This is a genomic window from Paenibacillus sp. FSL H3-0457 (genome assembly GCF_037981725.1).
Classification (GTDB): Bacteria; Bacillota; Bacilli; order Paenibacillales; family Paenibacillaceae; genus Paenibacillus; species Paenibacillus amylolyticus.
In genome coordinates, this window is record NZ_CP150283.1 from 5,403,295 (window position 1) to 5,426,738 (window position 23,444).

The 23,444-nt window shown below is 47.3% G+C and carries 17 protein-coding genes and 1 other annotated feature; all 17 genes read right to left on the bottom strand.

All coding sequences use genetic code 11. The features are described 5' to 3' along the window. Nucleotides 1-6: 6 nt before the first annotated feature. Nucleotides 7-2,673, bottom strand: coding sequence for a valine--tRNA ligase (locus MHH25_RS23975; RefSeq protein WP_340018331.1), 2,667 nt, complete (start codon nucleotides 2,671-2,673; stop codon nucleotides 7-9). A 60-nt stretch (nucleotides 2,674-2,733) separates the two neighbouring features. Beyond that, nucleotides 2,734-3,015 (bottom strand) — a binding site (T-box leader). A gap of 155 nt (nucleotides 3,016-3,170) precedes the next feature. After that, nucleotides 3,171-4,754, bottom strand: coding sequence for a LysM peptidoglycan-binding domain-containing protein (locus MHH25_RS23980; protein ID WP_340018332.1), 1,584 nt, complete (start codon nucleotides 4,752-4,754; stop codon nucleotides 3,171-3,173). Between the two features lie 365 nt (nucleotides 4,755-5,119). After that, on the bottom strand, nucleotides 5,120-6,025 hold the full coding sequence (locus MHH25_RS23985) for an RluA family pseudouridine synthase (RefSeq protein WP_340018333.1): 906 nt from the start codon (nucleotides 6,023-6,025) through the stop codon (nucleotides 5,120-5,122). After that, a complete protein-coding gene (gene hemL / locus MHH25_RS23990) occupies nucleotides 6,022-7,326 on the bottom strand; it encodes a glutamate-1-semialdehyde 2,1-aminomutase (RefSeq protein ID WP_340018334.1) in 1,305 nt (434 codons plus the stop codon). Before hemL ends, MHH25_RS23985 begins: the two co-directional genes overlap by 4 nt. 26 nt (nucleotides 7,327-7,352) lie before the next feature. Continuing rightward, nucleotides 7,353-8,354: a porphobilinogen synthase gene (hemB, locus tag MHH25_RS23995; RefSeq protein ID WP_340018335.1), complete on the bottom strand. Its 1,002-nt coding sequence runs from the start codon at nucleotides 8,352-8,354 to the stop codon at nucleotides 7,353-7,355. Between the two features lie 102 nt (nucleotides 8,355-8,456). Beyond that, a complete protein-coding gene (cobA, locus tag MHH25_RS24000; RefSeq protein ID WP_340018336.1) occupies nucleotides 8,457-10,019 on the bottom strand; it encodes a uroporphyrinogen-III C-methyltransferase in 1,563 nt (520 codons plus the stop codon). A gap of 4 nt (nucleotides 10,020-10,023) precedes the next feature. Next, a complete protein-coding gene (gene hemC / locus MHH25_RS24005; protein WP_036605896.1) occupies nucleotides 10,024-10,980 on the bottom strand; it encodes a hydroxymethylbilane synthase in 957 nt (318 codons plus the stop codon). 2 nt (nucleotides 10,981-10,982) lie between these two features. Next, nucleotides 10,983-11,633, bottom strand: a complete 651-nt coding sequence (locus tag MHH25_RS24010) for a bifunctional precorrin-2 dehydrogenase/sirohydrochlorin ferrochelatase (protein ID WP_340018337.1) — start codon at nucleotides 11,631-11,633, stop codon at nucleotides 10,983-10,985. 5 nt (nucleotides 11,634-11,638) lie between these two features. Further along, nucleotides 11,639-12,427: a cytochrome c biogenesis protein CcsA gene (gene ccsA, locus MHH25_RS24015; protein WP_047841339.1), complete on the bottom strand. Its 789-nt coding sequence runs from the start codon at nucleotides 12,425-12,427 to the stop codon at nucleotides 11,639-11,641. Between the two features lie 53 nt (nucleotides 12,428-12,480). After that, the gene (gene hemA, locus MHH25_RS24020) at nucleotides 12,481-13,866 is read right to left on the bottom strand and encodes a glutamyl-tRNA reductase (protein WP_036605893.1); all 1,386 of its coding nucleotides are present in this window, start codon (nucleotides 13,864-13,866) and stop codon (nucleotides 12,481-12,483) included. A 342-nt stretch (nucleotides 13,867-14,208) separates the two neighbouring features. Continuing rightward, entirely contained in the window at nucleotides 14,209-14,610 is a 402-nt protein-coding gene (speD, locus tag MHH25_RS24025) for an adenosylmethionine decarboxylase (protein WP_340018338.1), read from the bottom strand. 335 nt (nucleotides 14,611-14,945) lie between these two features. Beyond that, a complete protein-coding gene (locus MHH25_RS24030) occupies nucleotides 14,946-15,533 on the bottom strand; it encodes a non-ribosomal peptide synthetase module (RefSeq protein ID WP_340018339.1) in 588 nt (195 codons plus the stop codon). Between the two features lie 267 nt (nucleotides 15,534-15,800). After that, nucleotides 15,801-16,457, bottom strand: coding sequence for a ribosome biogenesis GTP-binding protein YihA/YsxC (gene yihA / locus MHH25_RS24035; RefSeq protein WP_036605890.1), 657 nt, complete (start codon nucleotides 16,455-16,457; stop codon nucleotides 15,801-15,803). A 156-nt stretch (nucleotides 16,458-16,613) separates the two neighbouring features. Then, nucleotides 16,614-18,953 carry an endopeptidase La gene (lon, locus tag MHH25_RS24040; protein WP_036605889.1) on the bottom strand — a complete coding sequence of 780 codons (2,340 nt, stop codon included), beginning with the start codon at nucleotides 18,951-18,953 and terminating at the stop codon, nucleotides 16,614-16,616. 86 nt (nucleotides 18,954-19,039) lie between these two features. Next, entirely contained in the window at nucleotides 19,040-20,794 is a 1,755-nt protein-coding gene (gene lonB, locus MHH25_RS24045; RefSeq protein ID WP_036605888.1) for an ATP-dependent protease LonB, read from the bottom strand. A gap of 166 nt (nucleotides 20,795-20,960) precedes the next feature. Beyond that, complete coding sequence (ispG, locus tag MHH25_RS24050; RefSeq protein WP_017692591.1) at nucleotides 20,961-22,058, bottom strand: flavodoxin-dependent (E)-4-hydroxy-3-methylbut-2-enyl-diphosphate synthase; 1,098 nt, start codon at nucleotides 22,056-22,058, stop codon at nucleotides 20,961-20,963. A gap of 121 nt (nucleotides 22,059-22,179) precedes the next feature. Continuing rightward, entirely contained in the window at nucleotides 22,180-23,433 is a 1,254-nt protein-coding gene (clpX, locus tag MHH25_RS24055) for an ATP-dependent protease ATP-binding subunit ClpX (RefSeq protein WP_036605887.1), read from the bottom strand. Nucleotides 23,434-23,444: the final 11 nt, after the last annotated feature.

Consider the following 23,444-nt stretch of genomic DNA (forward strand, 5'->3'; position numbering starts at 1 on the left):
CATATATTAACCTTTAAGTTCCTTGATTCGTGCAATCACTTTATCCCGTTTATCGGAATAATCTGCTTGTTTGGCGCGCTCTTCCTCAATAACTTTGGCAGGAGCTTTGGCAACAAAGCCTTCGTTCGCCAGTTTTTTCTCTACACGGAGAACTTCGCCCTCAAGGTTCTCCAACTCTTTCTCCAAACGAGCCACTTCCTGCTCGATATCAATAAGACCTGCGAGCGGCAAGTATAGTTCTGCCCCCGTAATGATCGCAGTCATTGCCTTATCCGGTGAGTTTAAATCCAGCCCACTATCGAACTCGGACGTATTACAGAAACGTTTGATGTAGTGACTGTTACGTGCAATGATGCTGGACGTCTCAGCACTATTTGCTTTGACCATCAGCTCGATCTTTTTGCTCATCGGCACGTTCACTTCTGCACGAATGTTTCGCACTGCACGAATGGTATCCATGAGCAGGTTCATCTCGGCAACAGCCTCTGGGTTCTCAAGAGCAGGATCATATACCGGCCATGATGCCAGCGTAATGGTCTCACCTTCATGCGGCAGATGCTGCCAGATTTCTTCGGAGATGTATGGCATAAACGGATGAATCAGGCGCATGGTTTGATCCAGCACATAAGCAAGCACGGATTGTGTTTTCTTCTTGGCAACCGGATCTTCCCCATAGAAGGACAGCTTAGCAAACTCGATGTACCAGTCACACAGGTCATCCCAGATAAAGTTATACAACACACGACCCGTTTCCCCAAATTCATACGCTTCGATTAGACGCGTAATATCGCGGGAAGTTTCGTTCAGACGGTGCAAAATCCAATAATCCGCTGTACCAAGCTCTCCGCTAATGTCACGTTCCTCATAGGTGAATCCTTCCAGATTCATCAATGCAAAGCGCGAAGCATTCCAGATCTTGTTGGCAAAGTTACGAGCCTGTTCCACCCGTTCCCAACGGAAACGCAGATCCTGACCTGGCGTGCTGCTGGTTGAGATCATGTAACGCATCGCATCTGCGCCGTATTTCTCAATCACATCTAACGGATCTACACCGTTGCCTAATGATTTGGACATTTTGCGTCCATCTGCGTCACGAACAAGACCATGCATCAGCACATCCTTGAACGGAATCTCATCGGTGAATTCCAATGCAGTGAAGATCATACGTGCAACCCAGAAATATATGATGTCATACCCTGTCACAAGTACACTTGTCGGATAATAACGTTGCAGATCTTCCGTATCTTCCGGCCAGCCCAATGTGGAGAACGGCCATAAGCCGGAGCTAAACCAAGTATCGAGTACGTCTTCGTCCTGTCTGAGCTTGCGTCCAGCATTCTCTGGCAGTGTCGTCGGATCTTCAGCAGATACGATGATTTCACCCGTTTCTTCATCATACCAGGCAGGAATACGATGTCCCCACCACAGTTGACGGGAAATACACCAGTCACGAACGTTCTCGATCCAGTTCAGATAGGTTTTCTCAAAACGATCTGGAACGAAATTAACACCTTCGCCGCTCTGTTGTTTCTTGATCGCTCTCTCTGCAAGTGGCTTCATCTCAACGAACCACTGTGTAGACAGATACGGCTCAACAACAGCTCCGGTACGCTCACTGTGTCCAACCTGATGCGTGTGATCCTCAATGTTGATCAATACGCCCTGTTCTTTCATGTCAGCAACAATCTGCTTGCGGCAGTCACTACGATCCAGTCCCTGATACTTGCCCGCCTCTGCATTCATTGTGCCGCTCTCATCCATTACCGTAATCTGAGGAAGATCATGACGAAGACCTACTTCAAAGTCATTTGGATCATGCGCAGGCGTGATTTTAACTGCACCACTTCCGAACTCTTTATCCACATAATCATCAGCAATAATTGGAATTTCGCGTCCGATGATAGGCAGTACAAGTACTTTACCAATCATATCTGCATAACGCTCATCTTTCGGATGAACAGCAACCGCTGTATCACCCAGCATCGTTTCAGGACGCGTTGTTGCCACTGTAACGTAGCCACTTCCGTCTTTGAGCGGGTACCGCAGATGGTACAGGTGACCCTGAACCTCTTTATATTCAACCTCAATGTCGGACAGAGCTGTCCGGTTCACCGGGTCCCAGTTAATGATGCGTTTGCCTCGGTAAATAAGGCCTTTTTCATACAGTTGAACAAATACTTTGCGAACCGCTTGGGACAGACCTTCATCCAGCGTAAAACGTTCACGTGAGTAATCAAGCGACAATCCCATTTTGCCCCATTGTTGACGAATGGTAGTGGCATATTGATCTTTCCAGTCCCATACTTTCTCCAGAAACTTGTCACGTCCCAGATCATAACGAGTCAGACCTTCTTCACGCAGCTTCTGCTCCACTTTGGTTTGAGTAGCAATACCTGCATGGTCGGAACCCGGAAGCCACAGTGCGTCATAACCTTGCATCCGTTTGGTGCGGATCAGAATATCCTGCAGTGTAAAATCGAGCGCATGCCCAATGTGCAGCATCCCGGTCACATTTGGGGGTGGAATTACAATTGTATACGGCTCGGCATCTTTACGTTGACCGGCTTTGAAATATCCACGCTCCATCCAGGTGGAGTACCATTTATCCTCTGCCGCCTTAGGATCGTAAGTGGTCGGCATTTCTGTTGCAGCTGATTTTTTTTCCTCAGACATGTGTCATTCCTCCGTTACTTCATCATCTTCGCCAAAAAAAACAAAAAAACCTTTCATCCATCAAAGGACGAAAGGTTAGCTTTCGCGGTACCACCTTTGTTTCACGCCTACAGCAAGATAGACTTCACCCTCTGTACATGACGTGACACTTCAAGCAGATAACGGCTGCTACCGGCCCATCCTACCTCAGTAATAAATGACGATAGATCTCATTCATCCCTTGTATTCAAACAGGCAACTCCCGGGCGACTTCGATCAGTTGGTTCCTGCGGAATCTCACAGCGCTGCAATTCCACTCTCTGAAAGGTCATACTGTCTACTACTCCCGTTCCACGTTGTTCTTCAAAAAACCTACACACATCATACCTTGCTCGTGCGCGATAGTCAACCTGACAACAGCGGATAAAGAGCGCTGGAATGCAGGTTTAGGACGAATCATGCAAAAACCCGCAATCCTCAAGGGGATCACGGGTCGTAACGAAGGCTTTAACTACGGATTAAGGGATGTACAATATCTGACCTTCTTCCACAACCTGCTCAGATAATCGGTTATACAACTGAAGTTCCCTCGTGCTCAATTGATATCGATCTGCAATAGCATCCAGTGTATCTTCTCGCTGAACGATGCAAAGTTTCACCTTGCGGAACGGGGTCTGGTCCACGATCGTTCCCAGGAACAGGTTCTTCCATTCCACATCATCAGCTGGATACGTTTCTTCCTGTACCACACCCGCAGGAACCTCATCGCCTCGCTCCACTTCAGCATCGCGTGCCGCTCTACCGGAGGATAACAAAGAAGAGATACCTACGCCCTCTTCTTGCCGTGGTGCGGATTCTTTTTTGCTGCCAAAAGCAACCTTCAGCTCCGGCTTGTCTTCCGTCTCAGCCACAGGTTCAGGAACAAATGCTTCGTTCTGTACGAACTCGTCTACCCCAGTCGCTTCAAAAGACGGCCGGTCTTCCTCAGCGTTGCCTGGTTCGGACGAAGCAAATACACCTTGCCAGTTCTCCGCCTGTGATTCGCCCGGGACATCGGCAACTGCCTGATTCTCCTGCTGAGGTACAGATCTCGCTGATTCGAAGTGCCATACCTCTGGTGCGTCCGGTACATCCGGTGCTGCCAACTCATTAGATGATTGAGCTGCAGGCTCTGAGACTGCTTGATCTCCACCTCTCGAGTTCGCAGGTAATACATCCACGGAAGGCTCGGACCAACCCGAAGACTCATCTTCCAGAGGCAGCAATGGTTCCGACTCAGGGTAAGAAGCTAATCGATCTGCAGTCTCTGCCATAAATGACGAGATCGGAGAAGGTTCGCTGTATTGCTCATGAGATGCCAATTCATCTCCATTCGCTGTCAGAGATGCAGGATCTTCGTTTGCATCAGGTTGTCTGTTTTCGTTAGCGTACTCCGCACTTTGCTCCTCGGACTGAAGTGGCTCGACCGAAGACGAATCCGCATATTCTTGCTGCCATTCTTCGCTATTCCTTAATGTCTCTTCCCTTGTGGACAGGTCAGCGAATTCCGGAGCACCATATGCAAGTTCTGCTGCATTCGCAAGTCTCTCTTCCTCACTCCGCTGGAGCAGGTACTCTTGTGCAAATGTGTTGGGATCGCTACCTGCCTGTGCTGCTTCATCGGAACGGTTGGATTGCTGAGCATCAGGTGAATGAACAACTGTAAACTCATCTGCTGACCACACTTGTGGCTCTTCAACAGGAAAACCTTCGATACCTCGTAGCGACAACACGCCTGTAATGTTCAGACTGCGATTGGATAACAGATCCACGTCAAAATTTTCGATCTCGATGGAAATATCCTCAATCGATCTGACCCGGTTCAGCGGCACTGTGATCTCCACGGGAATGAAATGTTTGAGCTCCTCTGAAGCCTCATTTTCTCCTCTGTACGCACCTGTAAGTAAAAGATGCCCTCTTAATGTGGCATGATCATCCTGCCCTATGACTTGAATGCGTGGGTATAGTTCAATCTCCTCCAATTCCTCAATCGCAGGAACTCCCTCAGACAAATGAACGCGCTCATAAATATCGAACCGCAAACCATAAGGTTGATTCAACAAAGGTGGCGTCCTCCTTTCGGCATATGTTCACCATGATCCTTCTCATGGGACTGATCCATGGTCCAAATCCTTCGTTACCCCATCTATATGCCTTGAATGAGGGGAGCATGCCACCTTTTGAAAAACCTTGTTATATATGTTCAACTCATTATTATTTACAATGCTACTACGATGACAGAACAACCTTCTGATCGCTGTTATCCCCACATTTTTCTCATTCCTTTTTATAAAGGGAAAATCCGGGGATAGCTTATGCTTCCGAAGCAGCTTTCTTTCAGAAAGCTTTTAGGGAACGCTTTGCTTCTTCTGGTTGTTTCTGTCCTTTCCGTTTTCGTGTAAATAGTTAGTCGAACTTATATAGTGTATTAGTAAGACCCCTCTCGCTCTGCCAATTGTGTGAAATCGGATGGCCAAGGATCATTCACTTCAATCATCGCTCCGGTTAACGGATGACTAAACTTAAGCATCTCTCCGTGAAGTGCTTGTCGTCCAATGGCATCCGCTCTACCTCCATACAACGCATCACCAATAAGCGGATGTCCCGCGTAACTCAGGTGTACACGAATTTGGTGTGTGCGTCCTGTATCCAGCTTTAATCGTACAAGGGTTGCTTGTTCCCACACTTCGACGATCTCCACATGAGTAACAGCTTCCTGTCCACCTTCCGAGACACGCCTGCGCTGTTTGTGATGTCTATCCTTGCCAATCGGAGCATCAATTTTGTGGAGTTCAAGGGGGATCTGTCCACCTGCAATGGCTACATAATGGCGGCCAATGACTTTGCGACGCATCGCTTCATCCAGTTTGGCGAGGGCAAAAGCATTTTTGGCATACAGGACAGGTCCGGTTGTATCCTCATCCAGTCGATGAACATGGCGAACGCTCGCCTGGATTCCGTTCATTTCGTAATAAGAGGCAACCACATGATCCAGCGTGATGGCCTGATCGGTACGGCTTCCATCTGGATGCAGTTTCATACCTGCCGGTTTGTGCATAACCAGACAGAAATCATCCTCATACAATACATCCACATCAGCCCAGCGTGGCTCAACATCGATTGGCTGGGACGCAAAAAGGGCCAGCCGAAGCCGGTCCCCTGCAAGTTGTATTCCTCGATTTGCTTTCAGCTGACGAAGCAGTTTCTCCGGAAACTGCAGTTCAGACGATAACCATTGCTCTGCAGCCATCGGTTTGTCCGAACTGCCTGTTACGGCTTTCCCTGGCATCAGTTCAAGCCATTCCCCGCGGCGTTTCCAACTTTTGATGGTCATAGCGATTGAAGAGCTTTACGATTCGCCTCAATCGTATCGTCAATATCCTGCTCTGTGTGCACACCAGAGACAAACATGCCTTCATATTGCGAAGGTGCAACACTTACACCTTGATCAATCATGGCCGCAAAATAACGACGGAATTGATCCAGATTGCTTTCTTTGGCAATATCATAATTGGTTACTGGAACGGCACTGAAGAATGGACAAACCATGGAACCCACACGGTTAATGGTTATCGCAATACCCGTCTCAGCTGCATTTTTCTCAAATCCGGCTTGCAAACGTGCAGACAATGTCTCCAGACGGTCATAGACCTCTGGTGTTAACAATTTGAGCGTTGTATATCCTGCTGCCATAGCCAGCGGATTTCCGCTCAATGTACCCGCCTGATAGATTGGTCCTGTTGGGGCAATCTGTTCCATCAGATCCCGACGGCCACCATAAGCACCAACCGGGAGTCCGCCACCGATAACTTTACCCAGACAAGTCAGGTCAGGTGTAACCCCATATCGTCCCTGAGCACAGTTCAACCCTACGCGGAAACCGGTCATGACTTCGTCAAAAATAAGCAGGCTGCCATATTGGGTCGTCAAACTCCGCAGGCCTTCAAGGAAACCGGAAGCCGGAGGTACAACCCCCATGTTACCCGCCACAGGTTCCACAATAACAGCGGCCAGTTCTTCACCATATCGTTCAAAAGCAAGCTTCACGGACTCCAGATCGTTATAAGGTACCGTAATTGTATTCATAGCTACACCTTCAGGTACGCCTGGACTATCCGGCAGACCCAGTGTTGCAACACCTGAACCCGCCTTAATCAGCAAGCTGTCTGCATGTCCATGATATGATCCTTCGAACTTCAGAATTTTACTGCGTCCGGTTACCCCGCGTGCCAGTCGAATGGCACTCATCGTTGCTTCCGTGCCAGAATTAACCATCCGCACGATATCGATAGAAGGTACACGCTCACAGACCAGTTTTGCCATCTCGGTCTCCAGCAAGGTAGGCGCACCAAAGCTTGTTCCTTTGAGGGCTGTCTCACGCAAAGCTTCTACAACGTCAGGGTGTGCATGTCCCATAATGAGTGGGCCCCACGATCCCACATAGTCAATAAAAACATTGCCATCAATATCGTAGATTTTGGACCCTTCACCGCGTTCTGCATAGATCGGAGTAAGTCCCACCGATTTGAATGCGCGTACAGGGCTGTTCACACCCCCGGGTATGTACTGCTTCGCTTCCTCAAACGCGCTGCTTGAGCGCTCATCATTGCGACGATTACCTTGTTGTGCAGTCATGAATATCCTCCTTAATGTAATTTATTTTATTTCTCAGCCAACCAGCGTGAAGCGTCTTTTCCGTAGTAGGTAATGATCATATCTGCACCTGCGCGTTTCATGCTGAGCAGGATTTCCATGGCAACTTTTTTCTCATCGATCCAGCCTTGAATCGCCGCTGCCTTCACCATGGCATACTCGCCACTTACATTATAGGCAACAAGCGGAAGATCAAATTGATCCTTAATCGTACGCATGACATCAAGATAGGAAAGGGATGGTTTTACCATCAACATGTCCGCTCCTTCGAGCACATCCGTCTCTGCTTCACGCAAGGCTTCACGCGCGTTCGCCGGGTCCATCTGATATGACTTGCGGTCTCCGAATTGTGGTGTGGAATCCGCAGCTTCACGGAATGGACCATAGAATGCGGATGCATATTTAACAGAGTAAGACATAATCGGAATGTGACTGAATCCATTCTCATCCAGCCCCGCGCGGATCGCTTGTACAAATCCATCCATCATGTTGGATGGTGCAATAATGTCCGCTCCTGCTTTGGCTTGAGACACTGCCGTTTGCACGAGCAGATCAAGTGATTCGTCATTTAACACATCTCCGCAGATGTGACCGTCAATCTCCACGGTGTGTACCATACCGCAGTGACCGTGATCCGTGAATTCACACAGACAAGTATCCGCAACAACCAGCAGTTCTGGATACCAGGATTTGATCAATCTCGTCGCTTCCTGTAGAATGCCATCTTCAGCGAAGCCAGATGAACCCACACTGTCCTTCGTCTCGGGAATACCAAACAATAACACGGCTGGAATTCCCAGCTCGGCAATTTCCGTTACTTCCTCCTGAAGACGATCCAGCGAGAAGCGGAATACGCCAGGCATGGATTTAATTTCAGATTTCACATTTTCTCCATACGTCACATAGATCGGTTGAATAAAGTCGTCCACAGTTAGATGGGTCTCTCTGACCATATTGCGAATACCTGTGGATTGACGTAAACGGCGATGCCGTACAATTGGAAAACTCATACGAGTAAAACCTCCTTGAAAGTTAAATAGAGCAAAAAGGGAAGCGCGCTGGTATCCTATCGAATTCAGCACGCTTCATATGTTGACATGATTACATGTGTATTAATTTCGAAGAACGCCTTCTTTGGTACCTGTCCGTTTCCAGTCGCATAGCACTGTGATTAAGCTATCCATCGTTGCTTCCTCTGCCATCAGTGTAACCTTCAGTCCAGCGGCTTCTGCCGTCTTGGCTGTAACAGGTCCGATACACGCAACCTCCACATCTTTCAATAAAGGCAGTGGATCTTGCAATCCCATACGTTTCAACATACTCATGAAATTGGTAACCGTCGATGAACTTGTAAAGGTTACCGCATGAATACCACCTTCTTCAAGTAGCTTGAGTAGTTCGTCATCATCCTCACCAGCGAGGATCGTATCGTAGGTGATGGCTTCGGTGACCTGAATTCCTCGTTCTCTCAACTGGTCACGTAACCATGTACGCGCAAGATCACCGTGCGGAAGCAATACTCTCTGGCCTTCCTTCAGCTCACTTTCAAAAGCCTCAAGCATGCCTTCGGCCTGGAAAGGACCTTTGACAACCTCTGCAACGATGCCATGTTTGCGCAAAGCATCTGCTGTGGAAGGTCCTACGGCAGCAATTCTCGCTTGATGAATCGAACGAATATCCTTGCCTTCCTGTTCCAGATGGCGGAAGAAAAACTCCACGCCGTTCACACTTGTGAAAAACACCCAGTCATAGGTATTTAAAGCACTGAAGGCGTCTTTGACACTTTGCTGCGCAGATTCACTGGACGGCATGACCGTCTCAATGACCGGAAACTCATACGGTTCGCCGCCGAGTTCCTCAATGCGATTCACCAGTTCACTCGCCTGACTGCGAGCACGGGTTACCAGAATTCGTTTGCCAAACAGCGGCAGCGCTTCTGCCCATTTCAACTGTTCCCGCTGATTGACGACATCTCCCACCACAATAACAGCTGGTGGTTGGAAATTGGCTGCGATCACTTTCGCTTCTATATCCTCAAGGGTACCTGTAAGGGTATCCTGTTCCGCTCGTGTTCCCCAACGAATCAGAGCTACCGGTGTTTGCGCTGGACGACCATGACGAATCAATTGTTCGCTGATATATCCAATTTTGGCAACCCCCATCATAAATACAAGTGTGCCCGTTGCATTCGTCACTTTATCCCAATGGATACTGCGATCAAGCTTGTCCGGACTCTCGTGTCCCGTAATAATAGAGATGGAAGATGCATAGTCACGGTGAGTCACAGGAATTCCGGCATACGCAGGTACACTTATTGCAGCGGTAACCCCAGGTACAATCTCAAACGGAATTCCGTTTTTGTGCAGCAAACCCGCCTCTTCGCCCACACGTCCAAAGATAGTTGGATCGCCGCCTTTAAGCCGAACCACAACCTTGCCTTCAAGCGCCAGATCAACCAACAGTTGATTGATCTCTTCCTGCTTCATCGTATGCCGATCCGGGCGCTTGCCCACGTAAATCTTGACTGCGCCGGGTTTCATTTGTTTCAACAATCTCGGACTTGCCAAACGATCATAGACTACAGCATCGGCTTTCCCGATGGATTCCCACCCTTTTACCGTAATCAGCTTTGCATCCCCAGGACCTGCCCCTACCAAAAAGACCTTTCCCACCATGTCTTCATCCCCTAACTTCTGCCAGTATCTGCTCTGCTCCCCGTTCGATCAATCTCCACGCCACTTCTTCACCCAGACGAACCGGGTCCTTGCCGATCATGGCTTCCTTAAGAATCAGCCCACCATCCGGCGTGCCGACCATACCTGTTAATTGTAACGTGTTTTCACCATTCAGGGAATCTGCATCTTGCTGAGGCACCCACACCGCATGAGCACCGATCGGAACCTGGCAGCCCCCATTTAATACACTGAGAAAACGGCGTTCCGCCTGTACAGGAAATGCTGTCTCGGGGTCGTTATACAGCTGCAGCAAGTGCAACAGTTCCTCATCGTCTTCACGACATTCGATACCAAGCGCGCCTTGACCCACTGCCGGAAGGCAAGCTGTTTCCGTCAGGTACTCTGTGATCCGGTCTTCCCAGCCCATACGGTACAATCCTGCAGCTGCCAGAATAATCGCATCGAATCCTTCGGTCTCCAGCTTCCGCAGACGGGAATCAATGTTGCCGCGAATCGATTCCAATTGCAAATCTGGACGATAGGCCTTTAATTGACTCGACCGGCGCAGACTGCTTGTTCCGACTCTAGCTCCTTCTGGCAGTTGATCCAGAGTAAGTCCACCATTGGAGATCAGCGCATCCCGTGGATCTGCACGACGGGGAATAGCACCATTGATTAATCCTTCGGGTAACTCGGAAGGCATATCCTTCATACTATGCACAGCCATATCAATCGTACGATCAAGCATCGCCTGTTCAATCTCTTTGACAAACAAACCTTTGCCGCCCACTTTTGACAACGTTACATCCAGAATGAGATCTCCCTTGGTAACAATCTTATGTACTTCAAAGTCAAAAGCTAATCCTTCCCGCTCACAAATATCGCGTAAATCCTGAATGACATGACCTGTCTGGGTTAGCGCAAGCGCGCTCTGTCTACTTCCAACTTTAATTGTACGCATATCTACACTTCCTCCTGATTACGGGATATCCAGTCCCCGATTTCTTCTTCGGTCCACCACCGAAAATGGCCTGTACGAATATCTTCTAATATGTGCATTTCAGTTAATTGCCGAAGCAACGTACTTCTGAGACTTGAAGAAGATACGCGTGACTTCACCTCAGTCCTCATCTGGTGCAAAAACTCAAGGTACGTCTCATATTCATCACCGAACTGTCGTTCGAGTGTGGCACGTATCTCCGCAGCTGCTGCCGGTCCCGCTCCTGCTGTGGATATGGCTATACTTAATCTCCCACGCCTTACCATGCTTGGTGTAATAAAGCTGCTGTGCTTCGAAGACATTGCGTCATTCACCAATATGCCCGCAGTCTCCGCATCCCGAACCACAGTTGAATTGACCTCTGAATGGTCAGTCGCTGCATATACGAGAAAGGCCCCCCGCAAATCTCCATTGCGGTAGGACCGATCTATCCATTGAATTCGGGATTCATGATGCAGTTGTTTTAATACAGGAGTAAGCTCCGGACTAATGACCGTAATCTGTGCCTCAGCATGCAGTAATCCCTTAATTTTACGTTCGGCAACACGTCCACCACCAACCACGCAGCACTTTTTGCCTGAAGTATTCACAAATATCGGCGTGTAACGGTCCATCCCCTTCACTCTCCCGTCCAACGATGAAACGCTGAATACGCATTGGATAAAAAACTTATAATGACAAATCCGTACCCAATTAGTGTCCATCTTGCCATGATAATTGTAGAGAACTGTTTCCTTCTCTTAGATACGAAGTAACCCACATAGATGGCTATAGCAAGACCTGTCGCAATAACTTTGAGATCCAAGAGTAGAATCCAGCGTCTTTCCGCCACAATGGATAATACGGCAAGCATCACAGAAACACCAAGGAGCGGTGTACCTATGAAATTAGCACCATCCATGTATTTGCCGATCACTTCCAGGCTTGGCATCCGTCGCATCGTATCATTCCACTTTTTTTTCTTCAACTTACGGTGCAGGAACAGATATAACATGGCAAATACCGTAGCAACGGTTAACGCCGCAAAACCAAGATTCGCCAAGGTAATATGCATAATGAGTAATCCATGTACCGTTTGCCAGTTATGCAGTGATATCTCTCCGGCCGTAAACCACAGTCGGTTTAATACCGTAACTGAAAAACCTACAACATTCAGCAACAAAATCACAAATTCGGAACGCTGGATGCGAGTCATGACGAGAGACATCAGCACAATACTGAATGAAAATATAAACAAAAAATCAAAGGTGGTATAGATGGGGAAATGGCCTTCAGTCCACATGCGCAATATGACATGCGTTACCTGCAATCCCCAAACAACGACAAGAAACCCTGTGCCTGTCCGCTTCGCCCCCGCATTGCGTCGAATGCAGTCCGAGAAATAGAACAGTAGGCTCAGGGCATACATATAGATTAGAGCTTCATAAACTTGTTCAGCAAGGGTCAAGCTACCCACCCGCCTTATACGCCTGCCGGAGCATAAGCCGGCACGGGGTCTTGCCGGTTTTCGTTAAGGTGAGCGGCCGGTTTCGCCAGAGCTGTGGCATCACTCTGACTCACTTTTTCAGCGGCCATCTCTACTGCATCTTCCAGAGCGAAAATCTGAGTAAACATGCGCAGAGCTTCATCACCTTGCTTCGTGCCTGCCATTTCCTTAATCCGATTAATCGGATCTGTCGTCATTTGGTTCACAATACTCTTGGTCAAACGACGAATGACTTTACGTTGATGTTCATCGAGCTCAGGCAGCTTATTAAACAGGCTATCCATCGTTTCTTCATGAATGGAGACACCTTTTTCCTGCAAAGCGCGAATAACGGGACGAACACCTAACGTTTTGAGCCAATGGTAATAATCCTCCATCTCAAGCTCAATCATTCTCTCAATCTTGGCAGCTTCCACCTTACGCATCTCCAGGTTGCTCTCCACGATTCCTTCCAGATCATCAATGTCATAGAGAAATACATTGGATAATTCACCAATCGCCGGATCAATATCGCGTGGAACCGCAATATCAATCAGGAACAATGGACGAGATTGACGACGCTTCATGCTCTCCCGTACCACTGCTGCATCCATGACATAACGTTCAGCTCCAGTCGAACTAATCACAATATCAACTTCATTAAGTCGATCTAATGCCTGTTCCATCGTACAAGGTGTCCCCCGGAACTTGGCTGCCAATTCTTCAGCTCTTGCGAGCGTACGATTCGCCACGATGACCTCGGATGCCCCGTTGGCATAGAGATGTTTCACGGTTAGTTCACTCATCTTGCCCGCACCCAAAATGAGCACCTTCTTGTCTGTGAACATGCCAAATATCCTCTTACCGAGTTCAACAGCAGCATAACTGACAGATACGGCGCTCTCCCCGATGGAAGTCTCCGAATGTGCCCGTTTGCCTAGCGTAACAGCCTGTTTGAACAGCATATTAAACCAGGTACCTGTTGATTTCTCTTCCTGCGCTTTAAGAAAAGCCTGTTTCACCTGTCCAAGAATCTGAGTCTCACCAATGACCATGGAATCTAGTCCGCAGATGACGCGGAACAAATGGCGCATGGCTTGATCATCTTCATATATATATAAGTGTTGCGTAAATTCTTCCCGTGGTACGTTAAACCATTGTTCCATGAATGTTCGAATAAAATAACCACACATGTGAAGACGGTCCACCACAACATACAACTCGGTACGGTTACATGTGGCTACGATTACACCTTCCAATACACTCTTGGTCAGCTTGAGCTGCTGCAGCGCTTCAGACAAATCCTTTTCTGCAAATGTGAATCGTTCCCTAACCTCTACAGGCGCCGTGCGATAATTCAAACCAACGACAACGATGTGCATTGCAAGTTCACCTGCCTAATAAATTTCCAATCAAAGTGCTTACTGCATATGTCTATCCATTTATGATTGACAAGGTTAATTATATCACACATCATAGCCGTGACCGGGTCATTTTTATGAAATGTTTATGAAATCACCATGTTCATCATCATATGCACTGTCATTTATTGTAGTGTCTCACCAAAGTTCACCGTTATGCGTTAAAAAGTGTCGATTATGAATATTCATAACGATACGCATATTAAAACAAATAGCCATGGAATTATTCCATGACTATTAGAGTTTGGGAGGTTATGTGTCCATCCCGATATGTGAACATTGTGTATGCAATATACTTTTTATTTAAACCCGTTCAGTCTGGTTGTTCATGTCTGGTGTTTCAACTTGCAATTCGCCCAAACCACGTACCAGCTTCTTTGCATACGTTTTTTCAGGCTTTAATACGGATACCAGGTAGTCAATAGCAAGCTGTGGATCTACAGTCTCCCCACAAGTGTAACAATCAATCGCTGCAAAACCTCTCTCAGGATACGTATGAATGGAGAGATGGCTCTCAGACAATAGTACAAGTACGGTCGCTCCCTGTGGATCAAACTGCTTGGACTGTACGGACATCACTGTCGCGCCACATGCCTCCGCTGCTTCAACCATTTGGGCCTCCAGATACGCTGCATTGTTCAGTAGATTAAAGTCGACACCCCAAGTATCAACAGCAACGTGTCTTCCGAAAGTTGAATATTCCATCCTTCGGTTCCCCCTTCCTAGGAATAAAATGTTTGAAAAATTTCATCCGCTAGGACCTACGTCATTCACTTCCCGAGGGAAAAATCTCTCGCAACATATAATGTCCTGAGTGAATCCTGGTTCCTATATTGTTTTCAACGAGATTAAAAATAACATTGAATTAGAGTGAAATCAACCCTTTTCCAGAAGATTGTAAAATAAATATTTCCAATTCGGAATATTCCATCTCACATCAAAAAATCCCCCTGCAACCTCCACATTGGCGAGTGCCACTGCCCGGAAGATACAAGGGAATTCATTATATACATATACGTTTATAAACATACAATTTTAAGCTAATAAGCTTCAAGCTCAAACAACCGTTTTTGATGACGAGCAAGAGTCTCATCAATCTGATGGAGCTGATCAGCAGTGGCATCTTTTCTAGTGTCCAGTAGTGAATCGATCTCGGCATACACACGGTTGATTTCGCGTTCTACATCTCTGGCCTGGAACAGATGTTGCAATTCAAGCAACGTATTTTTGTATTCATAGATCACTCGGGTGTTCTCCCCGGTCTTCTCCACAATTTTGCGGACAGTGCCTTGAGCATAAACATACGTCATGGTGAACCCTTTATAGATCCGATGAACGACCCCGTCACCCTTAAAAGTCACAAAGAGCTTCCGGACAACGTTGGTCAGATGCAGATTCACCAGGCGGCAAGATAATTCACAGATATAAAACCCTTCTATGCGTTCAAAAGGGAAATGCACTTCTTCTCCACTTACATCCCCCAGCACAACCTCCTGACAACCATTGTCCAACACCTTAACCCGGTGATGAAGCCTGCCGTCTTCTGTCATGCGCAAAAACTGATGCATCTGGGGTTCTGACAATTTCATAGTGGCCTTAACGTACTCTGTGGCTAACCGCTGAGCCATACAAATCCCTCAATTCTTTCCCGATTGTTTTGTCTTCCTGCACATGTAGCAGTCATCTCAAAATTCTTCAGGCCGGCATGGCCGGTAATTTTGGTACTGTTGGCAATATGCACCTATGCTCATTATACACTACCCTAACGTTATTTTTCTCCAGATCCAGATGATGAATTCTCACGAAATCCCTTAAAAAACCGGATTAATCTGAATCTCATCAAAAATTCATTTAGCATGCTCACTTTCCTGCACTAAAACGGTATACTATCTCGGTTATCCGTTAATTCCGTTGGTTTCTTCCTCATCAGAAGCACCCTCTGCATCCAGCACTGGTGCATACTTATCTATGCGGGCATGGCGGGTAATGATGTCCCATAACTCTTCTTTCCCCAATCCCTCTTCGGATGAAAACGGCACAAACAAATCCCCTGAACGAAGACCCAGTGATTCCTTAATGACTTTGATATATTTGGCTCTGCGTGTTTTTGGAATCTTGTCCATCTTGGTGGCTACGACAACCAAAGGCAGTCCATTATGACGAAGCCATTCGTTCATCATCTTGTCCTCCTTGGACGGTTCATGTCTCATATCCACCATCTGCATGACCAGTTTCAATTCCTCGCGTCCCAACAAATATTTCTCCATCATTTTTCCCCAGGCAAAGCGTTGCTCTTTAGAAACTTTAGCGTAGCCATATCCCGGGAAATCCACGAAGTAGAGATCCTGATTAATTTTATAATAGTTGAGTTGCTGTGTCTTACCCGGTGTTGAGCTCGTCCGAGCCAAATTTTTACGATTGATCAAACGGTTGATCAGGGAAGATTTCCCCACATTGGAGCGTCCCGCCAAAGCAATCTCTGGCAGACCGTCCTCGGGGTATTGTTCAGGCCGAACGGCACTGATAATAAATTCAGATTGATTTACTTTCATATTGTATCTTTCCTCTCTTGAAAACCTGTGCTATGCATCACCTGTTGAAGGTATTATGCCATGGATTGTTCTATCATACCAAAAAAACCGTTCCAGCGGACGCCGAAGCCTCCGCAGAACGGTCTACTCTTCATACGAACCTTTCGGATACGTGGATTACAGGTGAATTCCTGTCTGCTCAACAAGTGCATGCTGCAATACCTGATCCATATGGGCTACAGGGACAAACTCCACATCTTCCTTGATGCTGTCTGGAATGTCACGCAGGTCCCGTTCGTTATCCTTAGGCAATAATATTTTTTTATAGCCGGCACGATGGGCCGCCAGTGATTTCTCTTTCAGACCACCAATCGGCAGCACACGTCCACGCAGTGTTATTTCACCAGTCATCGCGATATCCTTGGACACATGTTTGTTCGTCAAGGCTGAGATTAACGCTGTTGCCATCGTAATCCCGGCAGATGGACCATCCTTCGGAATCGCTCCTTCCGGAACGTGTATATGGATATCGTTCTTCTCATGGAAGTCAGGCGAAATTCCTAGCTGTGTAGCTTTGGAACGGGTGTAACTGAATGCGGCTTGTGCCGATTCCTTCATGACATCCCCCAGTTTACCTGTGAGAGTCAATTTACCTGTTCCAGGCACAACAGTCACTTCAATGATAAGGGTATCTCCACCCACTTCAGTCCACGCCAGACCCGTTACGGTACCAATCTGATCTTCCAGTTCGGCCATACCATAACGGAACTTGCCAGGTCCAAGGTAGTCTTTGATCTCATCGGATGAGATGTTAATCTGACCTTCTACACCCGATACGATGTTCTTGGCAGCTTTCCGGCACAACGAAGCCATCTGCTGTTCCAGATTACGCACACCTGACTCCCGTGTATATTCACGAATTACACGCAACAACGCGTCATCCGGGATTTCCAATTGCTCTTCTTCCAAACCATGGTCCTGCTTCTGTTTGGGCAACAAATAGTTTTTCGCAATTTGTTGCTTCTCCAGTTCCGTATAACCAGGGATGTTGAGCATTTCCATCCGATCCAGCAATGGACGCGGAATATTGTGTACCGTGTTGGCAGTTGTTATAAACATAACGTTGGATAAGTCAAACGGCAATTCTACAAAATGATCACTAAACGTATTATTTTGTTCCGGATCAAGTACCTCAAGTAACGCTGCGGAAGGATCTCCGCGGAAGTCTGAAGCCATCTTATCAATCTCGTCCAGCAGGAATACCGGATTGAGTGAACCTGCCGTTTTCATCCCTTGGATGATACGCCCAGGCATAGCCCCTACATAGGTTCGTCGGTGACCACGAATCTCGGCTTCATCCCGCACGCCGCCAAGAGATATTCTTACAAACTCCCGACCTAGCGATCTCGCGATCGAACGAGCAAGTGATGTTTTACCGACCCCTGGAGGTCCAACCAGACAGAGAATTGGCCCTTTGAGCTTCTTGACGAGCTTCTGGACAGCCAGATATTCAAGCACACGCTCTTTGGGTTTTTCCAATCCGTAATGATCTGCATTGAGCACATCTTCGGCTTTTTGGATATCCAGATCATCCGCTGTCATCTGACTCCAAGGAAGGCCAAGCAGCCAATCCACGTAGTTGCGAATAACTCCGCCCTCGGCTGAACTTGCAGGCATTTTCTCCAGTCGATCAATTTCTTTCTCGACCTTTTCTTTCACCTTGTCCGGCAAGCCGAGTTCTTCCATCTGAGTGCGAAGTTCCTCGACCTCACCCGCACGGCCTTCTTTTTCACCCAGTTCTTTCTGGATCGCTTTCATCTGCTCGCGCAAATAATATTCCTTCTGCGTTTTCTCCATCTGTTTCTTCACACGTTGGCTGATCTTGCGTTCAAGCTCCAGCACTTCGCGCTCATTGTTCAGGATATCCAGCAATTTCTCCAGACGTTCCCGAACGTCGATGGTCTCCAGAATTTCCTGTTTATCCTTGATCTTCAAGGACAGGTGACTCGTGATGACATCGGCCAGACGCCCTGGTTCTTCGATGTCAGACACCGCTGCGAGTGTCTCTGGTGTCACTTTTTTGGACAGATTAATATAATTCTCGAACTGGTTCAGAACGGTACGCATCAAGGCATCCGTCTCCGGATGGGTATTCTCCTCTTCAGGCAGCTCTTTAGCCAGTACTTCATAATATTCCTCATTGTCCGTATATTCAATAATTTCAGCCCGTTCCAAGCCTTCAACGAGTACACGAATCGTACCGTTCGGAAGCTTCAGCATCTGTCTGACCTTGGCCACGGTTCCGATTCTGAAAATGTCCTCTTGTGTTGGTTCTTCAATATTTACTTCGGCTTGGGAACATAGGAGAATCAGATGTTCTTCTACCATCGCTTTTTCTAAAGCCTTGACCGATTTCTCCCGGCCCACATCGAGATGCAGTACCATACTCGGGTAGACGAGAAGTCCTCTTAAAGGCAGTAAAGGAAAACGACGACCTTTCGCTTTGCTCGGTCCCATCGCTTTCGCACCTCCAATGGCTCTCAGGTTGTAGTCATTCATTATTCTATCAAATGTTCACATAAAAAACCAATGAAGGGAAGCGCTTAGCAGCTTCCCGAATCTGTAACCTGTCCTGGACGAGGCACGTCCGCACGCAAATAGGAAGCGGATGCCGGTGGAAAAATCTCCGGTGCAGGTGCAACTGTCTCCTCTGCAAGCTTCGTTTGTTCCATCTGTTGTGATTCCGGAACCCAGGCGAACACTTCACGGAATACGTCCTGTACCGTATCTACCGGGATAACGCGCAAGCCATCCAGATTCTCAAAAATGGACTGCCAGTTCTCCGCGGGAATAATAACGGTCTTCGCTCCAGCCTGAAAGGCAGCCTCGACCTTGGCCAGCACGCCACCGATAGGCTTAACCCGACCATGAATACTGATCTCGCCAGTCATCGCTGTCTCATGATCCACAGGACGCCTCTGAATGGCTGATGTAATGGCAGTCGCCATGGCGATCCCGGCGGATGGACCATCAATAGGCGTCCCACCTGGGAAATTCACGTGTAAATCGTAATCATTCGGACGAATACCCATGGCTTTTAATACGGTTAACACATTTTCAACCGAGCCTTTGGCCATACTTTTTCGCCGGAGTGTACGCGAACCGCCTCCAATCTCTTCTTCATCCACAACGCCTGTAATGTTGATTCGGCCTTGATCTTTAAGAGCCGGAACAGCAGACACTTCGATCTCCAAAATGGTTCCCATATTCGGTCCGTATACCGCCAAGCCGTTAACAAAACCCACCTGCGGCTGTGTAGGGACCTTCCGATCAGGCCGTGGCTGAATCTGACTGCTACCCGCCACCCACTCCACATCAGATGCCTGAAGCGTCTCACGCTTCTCTGTCAGCGCAAGTCCAGCAGCCAGCTGGATGATATTGACCGCTTCACGTCCATTGGTTGCATATCGCTTGACCACATCAACGGCATCCGGACATGGACTGAACCCTATTTTCTGAACAGCATCCTCTGCAATTCGCCCAATCTCCTCAGGCAACAAAGGTCGGAAATAAACTTCCATGCAGCGGGAACGCAAAGCTGGTGGCAGTTCATGAGGCGAACGTGTCGTTGCTCCAACCAGGCGGAAATCGGCCGGCAGGCCATTTTGAAAAATATCGTGGATATAAGCAGGAGTATGCGTGTCTTCCGAGTTATAGTACGCACTCTCCAAAAACACCTTGCGATCCTCCAATACTTTCAACAGCTTATTCATCTGAATCGAATGTAATTCACCAATTTCATCAATAAAAAGCATTCCCCCATGCGCTTTCGTCACAGCGCCCGGTTTTGGTTGGGGAATACCAGCAACGCCCATAGCTCCTGCTCCCTGATATATCGGATCATGAACCGAACCAATTAAGGGGTCCGCAATACCACGTTCATCAAAACGGGCTGTTGTTGCATCCAACTCCGTGAATTTCGCGTCTGGCTTGAAAGGAGATGTTGGATTCTTCTTAGCCTCTTCCAAAACGACCCTTGCCGCAGCTGTCTTCCCGACTCCGGGAGGGCCATAAATGATAACATGTTGCGGATTAGCACTACACAAAGCAGCTTTAAGGGCACGCAGCCCGTCTTTTTGCCCAACAATATCGTTAATGGTAGCTGGACGCGTCTTCTCCGACAGCGGCTTGGTGAGTGAGATCGAACGCAGCTTGCGCAGCTTCTCCAGTTCCTTGCGAGATTCACGCTCAACGGCACTGCGGTTTGTTTTCTGACCACGCAGCAGGTTCCAGAAATACAAACCAATCACCACTCCAAAAAATAACTGAATCAACATGATGACCATACCAAATTCCATGTCTTCACATCCTCCTATTTTGTCGCTATTCTCATATGAGATCATGCTAATACTTGGTAGTATAGCCTTTTCAACGCGACGTAAACGGGCGATACGGAATTTGTATACGAGAAAATAAAAAGCCCGCCATCGCTGGCGAGCTTTTGCTGTAACAGATATGAATCAATCAGTGCGAACGACCAGGAATAACACCTGTCTCTTCGTAGGCTTCGACGATTTTGTCGATCTCTTTTTTTAATTCCTCAACCATGATTTCTTCAGGCACTTTACGAATCATCTTACCATGACGGAACAAGAGACCTTCTCCACGAGCACCGGCTATGCCGATATCCGCTTCTTTGGCCTCACCTGGACCATTAACCGCACAACCCAACACCGATACTTTAATCGGCACCTTCAGTTTGGAGATATACTCTTCCACTTCGTTGGCAATGGAGAACAGGTCGATATCCAAACGTCCACACGTTGGGCAGGAGATCAATGTAGCTGCATTTGTAATCAGTCCAAATGTTTTGAGCAGATCACGAGCGACCTTGATTTCTTCTACCGGGTCCGCACTCAGTGAGATCCGCATCGTAGAACCAATACCCATGGACAATAAGGCTCCCATACCTGCGGAGCTTTTGATCGTACCGGAGAACAATGTACCCGCTTCGGTAATCCCAAGATGCAACGGATACGGAATGATTTGAGCTGCTTTGGTATACGCCTCAATTGCCATCGGCACATCCGATGCTTTGAGAGACACGATGATATCATGGAAATCAAGCTCTTCCAAAATACCAATGTGATACAATGCACTTTCTACCATAGCATCTGCCGTAGGATACCCATACTTCTCAAGGAGATGGTTTTCCAAAGACCCCGCATTTACTCCAATCCGAATCGGAATACCGCGGTCTTTACAAGCCTTAACCACTTCTTCCACTTTAGCACGTTTACCGATGTTACCTGGATTAATCCGAACTTTATCAATGCCGTTCTCAATCGCAAGTAAAGCCAGCTTATAGTTGAAATGAATGTCCGCTACGAGCGGTATATTAATGCGTTTTTTGATTTCCTTGATGGCTGCGGCAGCTTCCTCATTATTCACCGTTACACGTACCACTTGACAACCCGCTTCTTCCAGTCGCAGAATCTCTGCAACCGTTGCTTCAACGTCTGCCGTTTTGGTTGTACACATACTTTGGATAATGACTTCGTTACTGCCACCGATCGTTACGTTTCCCACTTTCACGGGACGTGTATCCTGTCTTAAATACATGAGTGATTTCTCTCCCCACAACGTCAAAGCTCCACCCTGACAGAGACATGAATTCGCCTTCTGCCAAAGTGGAGAACTGACAAGTCTATATTTCAGAGTTCAACGGGATTCAGGCCTTTTATTAGGCGCTCTCTTCCTGCTTATCGTCCTTCGATTGGCTTAGTTCAGGCACGACTCTTTTCTCAACAACTTCTTCGGTAATGACACAGTTCGTAACATCTTCACGTGAAGGCACTTCATACATGATTTCCAGCATGATACCTTCAATGATGGCACGCAATCCACGTGCACCTGTGTTACGTTTAATTGCTTCTTTTGCAATCGCAAGCAATGCAGCTGGTTCAAATACCAGATTCACATTATCCAGCTCAAGCAGTTTTTGGTACTGTTTGGTAAGCGCGTTTTTTGGTTCGGAAAGAATCCGTACCAGCGTATCTTCATCCAGCGGCTCCAAAGTGGAGATGACTGGCAGACGGCCTACAAATTCCGGAATCAGACCAAATTTCAGCAAATCTTCCGGCAATACCATACCCAGGTATTCACCTGGTTTCAGATCTTTTTGCTCAGAAACAGTATTAAAGCCAATGACTTTTTTACCGATCCGGCGTTTGATCATTTGCTCCAGACCATCAAAGGCACCGCCGCAAATGAACAGGATGTTTGTTGTATCGATCTGAATGAATTCTTGATGAGGGTGTTTACGGCCACCTTGTGGTGGTACAGAAGCCACAGTTCCTTCAAGAATTTTCAAGAGAGCCTGTTGCACACCTTCGCCCGATACATCACGAGTAATGGATGGGTTTTCGGATTTACGCGCTACTTTATCAATCTCATCGATATAAATAATGCCACGCTCTGCTTTTTCCACATCATAATCAGCAGCTTGAATCAGTTTGAGCAGGATGTTCTCTACATCCTCACCTACATAACCCGCTTCTGTTAATGACGTAGCATCCGCAATAGCAAAAGGAACATTCAAAATTTTTGCCATCGTTTGCGCAAGCAACGTTTTACCAGAACCTGTTGGCCCTAACAGCAAAATGTTACTCTTTGACAATTCAACGTCTTCAATTTTGCTTTGTGTGTTGATCCGTTTGTAGTGATTATACACCGCAACAGACAATGATTTTTTCGCTTGTTCCTGCCCAATAACATATTGATCCAGAATATTACGAATTTCTTTTGGTTTCGGAATATCTTTCAGGTCTACTTCTTCATCATGACCAAGTTCTTCCTCAACGATTTCGGTGCAAAGTTCGATACATTCATCACAGATGTACACGCCTGGTCCAGCGACCAACTTGCGTACCTGCTCCTGAGATTTACCGCAAAAAGAGCATTTCAACTGCCCTTTCTCATCGTTAAATTTAAACATGAAACCACCCC

Excerpts from the sequence above, each read along its gene's own strand:
- MHH25_RS23975 (WP_340018331.1), bottom strand. The coding sequence starts at position 2,673 with ATGTCTGAGGAAAAAAAATCAGCTGCAACAGAAATGCCGACCACTTAC.
- hemC (WP_036605896.1), bottom strand. The coding sequence starts at position 10,980 with ATGCGTACAATTAAAGTTGGAAGTAGACAGAGCGCGCTTGCGCTAACC.
- MHH25_RS23985 (WP_340018333.1), bottom strand. The coding sequence starts at position 6,025 with ATGACCATCAAAAGTTGGAAACGCCGCGGGGAATGGCTTGAACTGATG.
- yihA (WP_036605890.1), bottom strand. The coding sequence starts at position 16,457 with ATGAAAGTAAATCAATCTGAATTTATTATCAGTGCCGTTCGGCCTGAA.
- hemL (WP_340018334.1), bottom strand. The coding sequence starts at position 7,326 with ATGACTGCACAACAAGGTAATCGTCGCAATGATGAGCGCTCAAGCAGC.
- ispG (WP_017692591.1), bottom strand. The coding sequence starts at position 22,058 with ATGTATTTAAGACAGGATACACGTCCCGTGAAAGTGGGAAACGTAACG.
- lonB (WP_036605888.1), bottom strand. The coding sequence starts at position 20,794 with ATGGAATTTGGTATGGTCATCATGTTGATTCAGTTATTTTTTGGAGTG.
- lon (WP_036605889.1), bottom strand. The coding sequence starts at position 18,953 with ATGGGACCGAGCAAAGCGAAAGGTCGTCGTTTTCCTTTACTGCCTTTA.
- MHH25_RS24010 (WP_340018337.1), bottom strand. The coding sequence starts at position 11,633 with ATGGACCGTTACACGCCGATATTTGTGAATACTTCAGGCAAAAAGTGC.
- ccsA (WP_047841339.1), bottom strand. The coding sequence starts at position 12,427 with ATGTATGCCCTGAGCCTACTGTTCTATTTCTCGGACTGCATTCGACGC.
- hemA (WP_036605893.1), bottom strand. The coding sequence starts at position 13,866 with ATGCACATCGTTGTCGTTGGTTTGAATTATCGCACGGCGCCTGTAGAG.
- speD (WP_340018338.1), bottom strand. The coding sequence starts at position 14,610 with ATGGAATATTCAACTTTCGGAAGACACGTTGCTGTTGATACTTGGGGT.
- cobA (WP_340018336.1), bottom strand. The coding sequence starts at position 10,019 with ATGGTGGGAAAGGTCTTTTTGGTAGGGGCAGGTCCTGGGGATGCAAAG.
- clpX (WP_036605887.1), bottom strand. The coding sequence starts at position 23,433 with ATGTTTAAATTTAACGATGAGAAAGGGCAGTTGAAATGCTCTTTTTGC.
- hemB (WP_340018335.1), bottom strand. The coding sequence starts at position 8,354 with ATGAGTTTTCCAATTGTACGGCATCGCCGTTTACGTCAATCCACAGGT.
- MHH25_RS24030 (WP_340018339.1), bottom strand. The coding sequence starts at position 15,533 with ATGGCTCAGCGGTTAGCCACAGAGTACGTTAAGGCCACTATGAAATTG.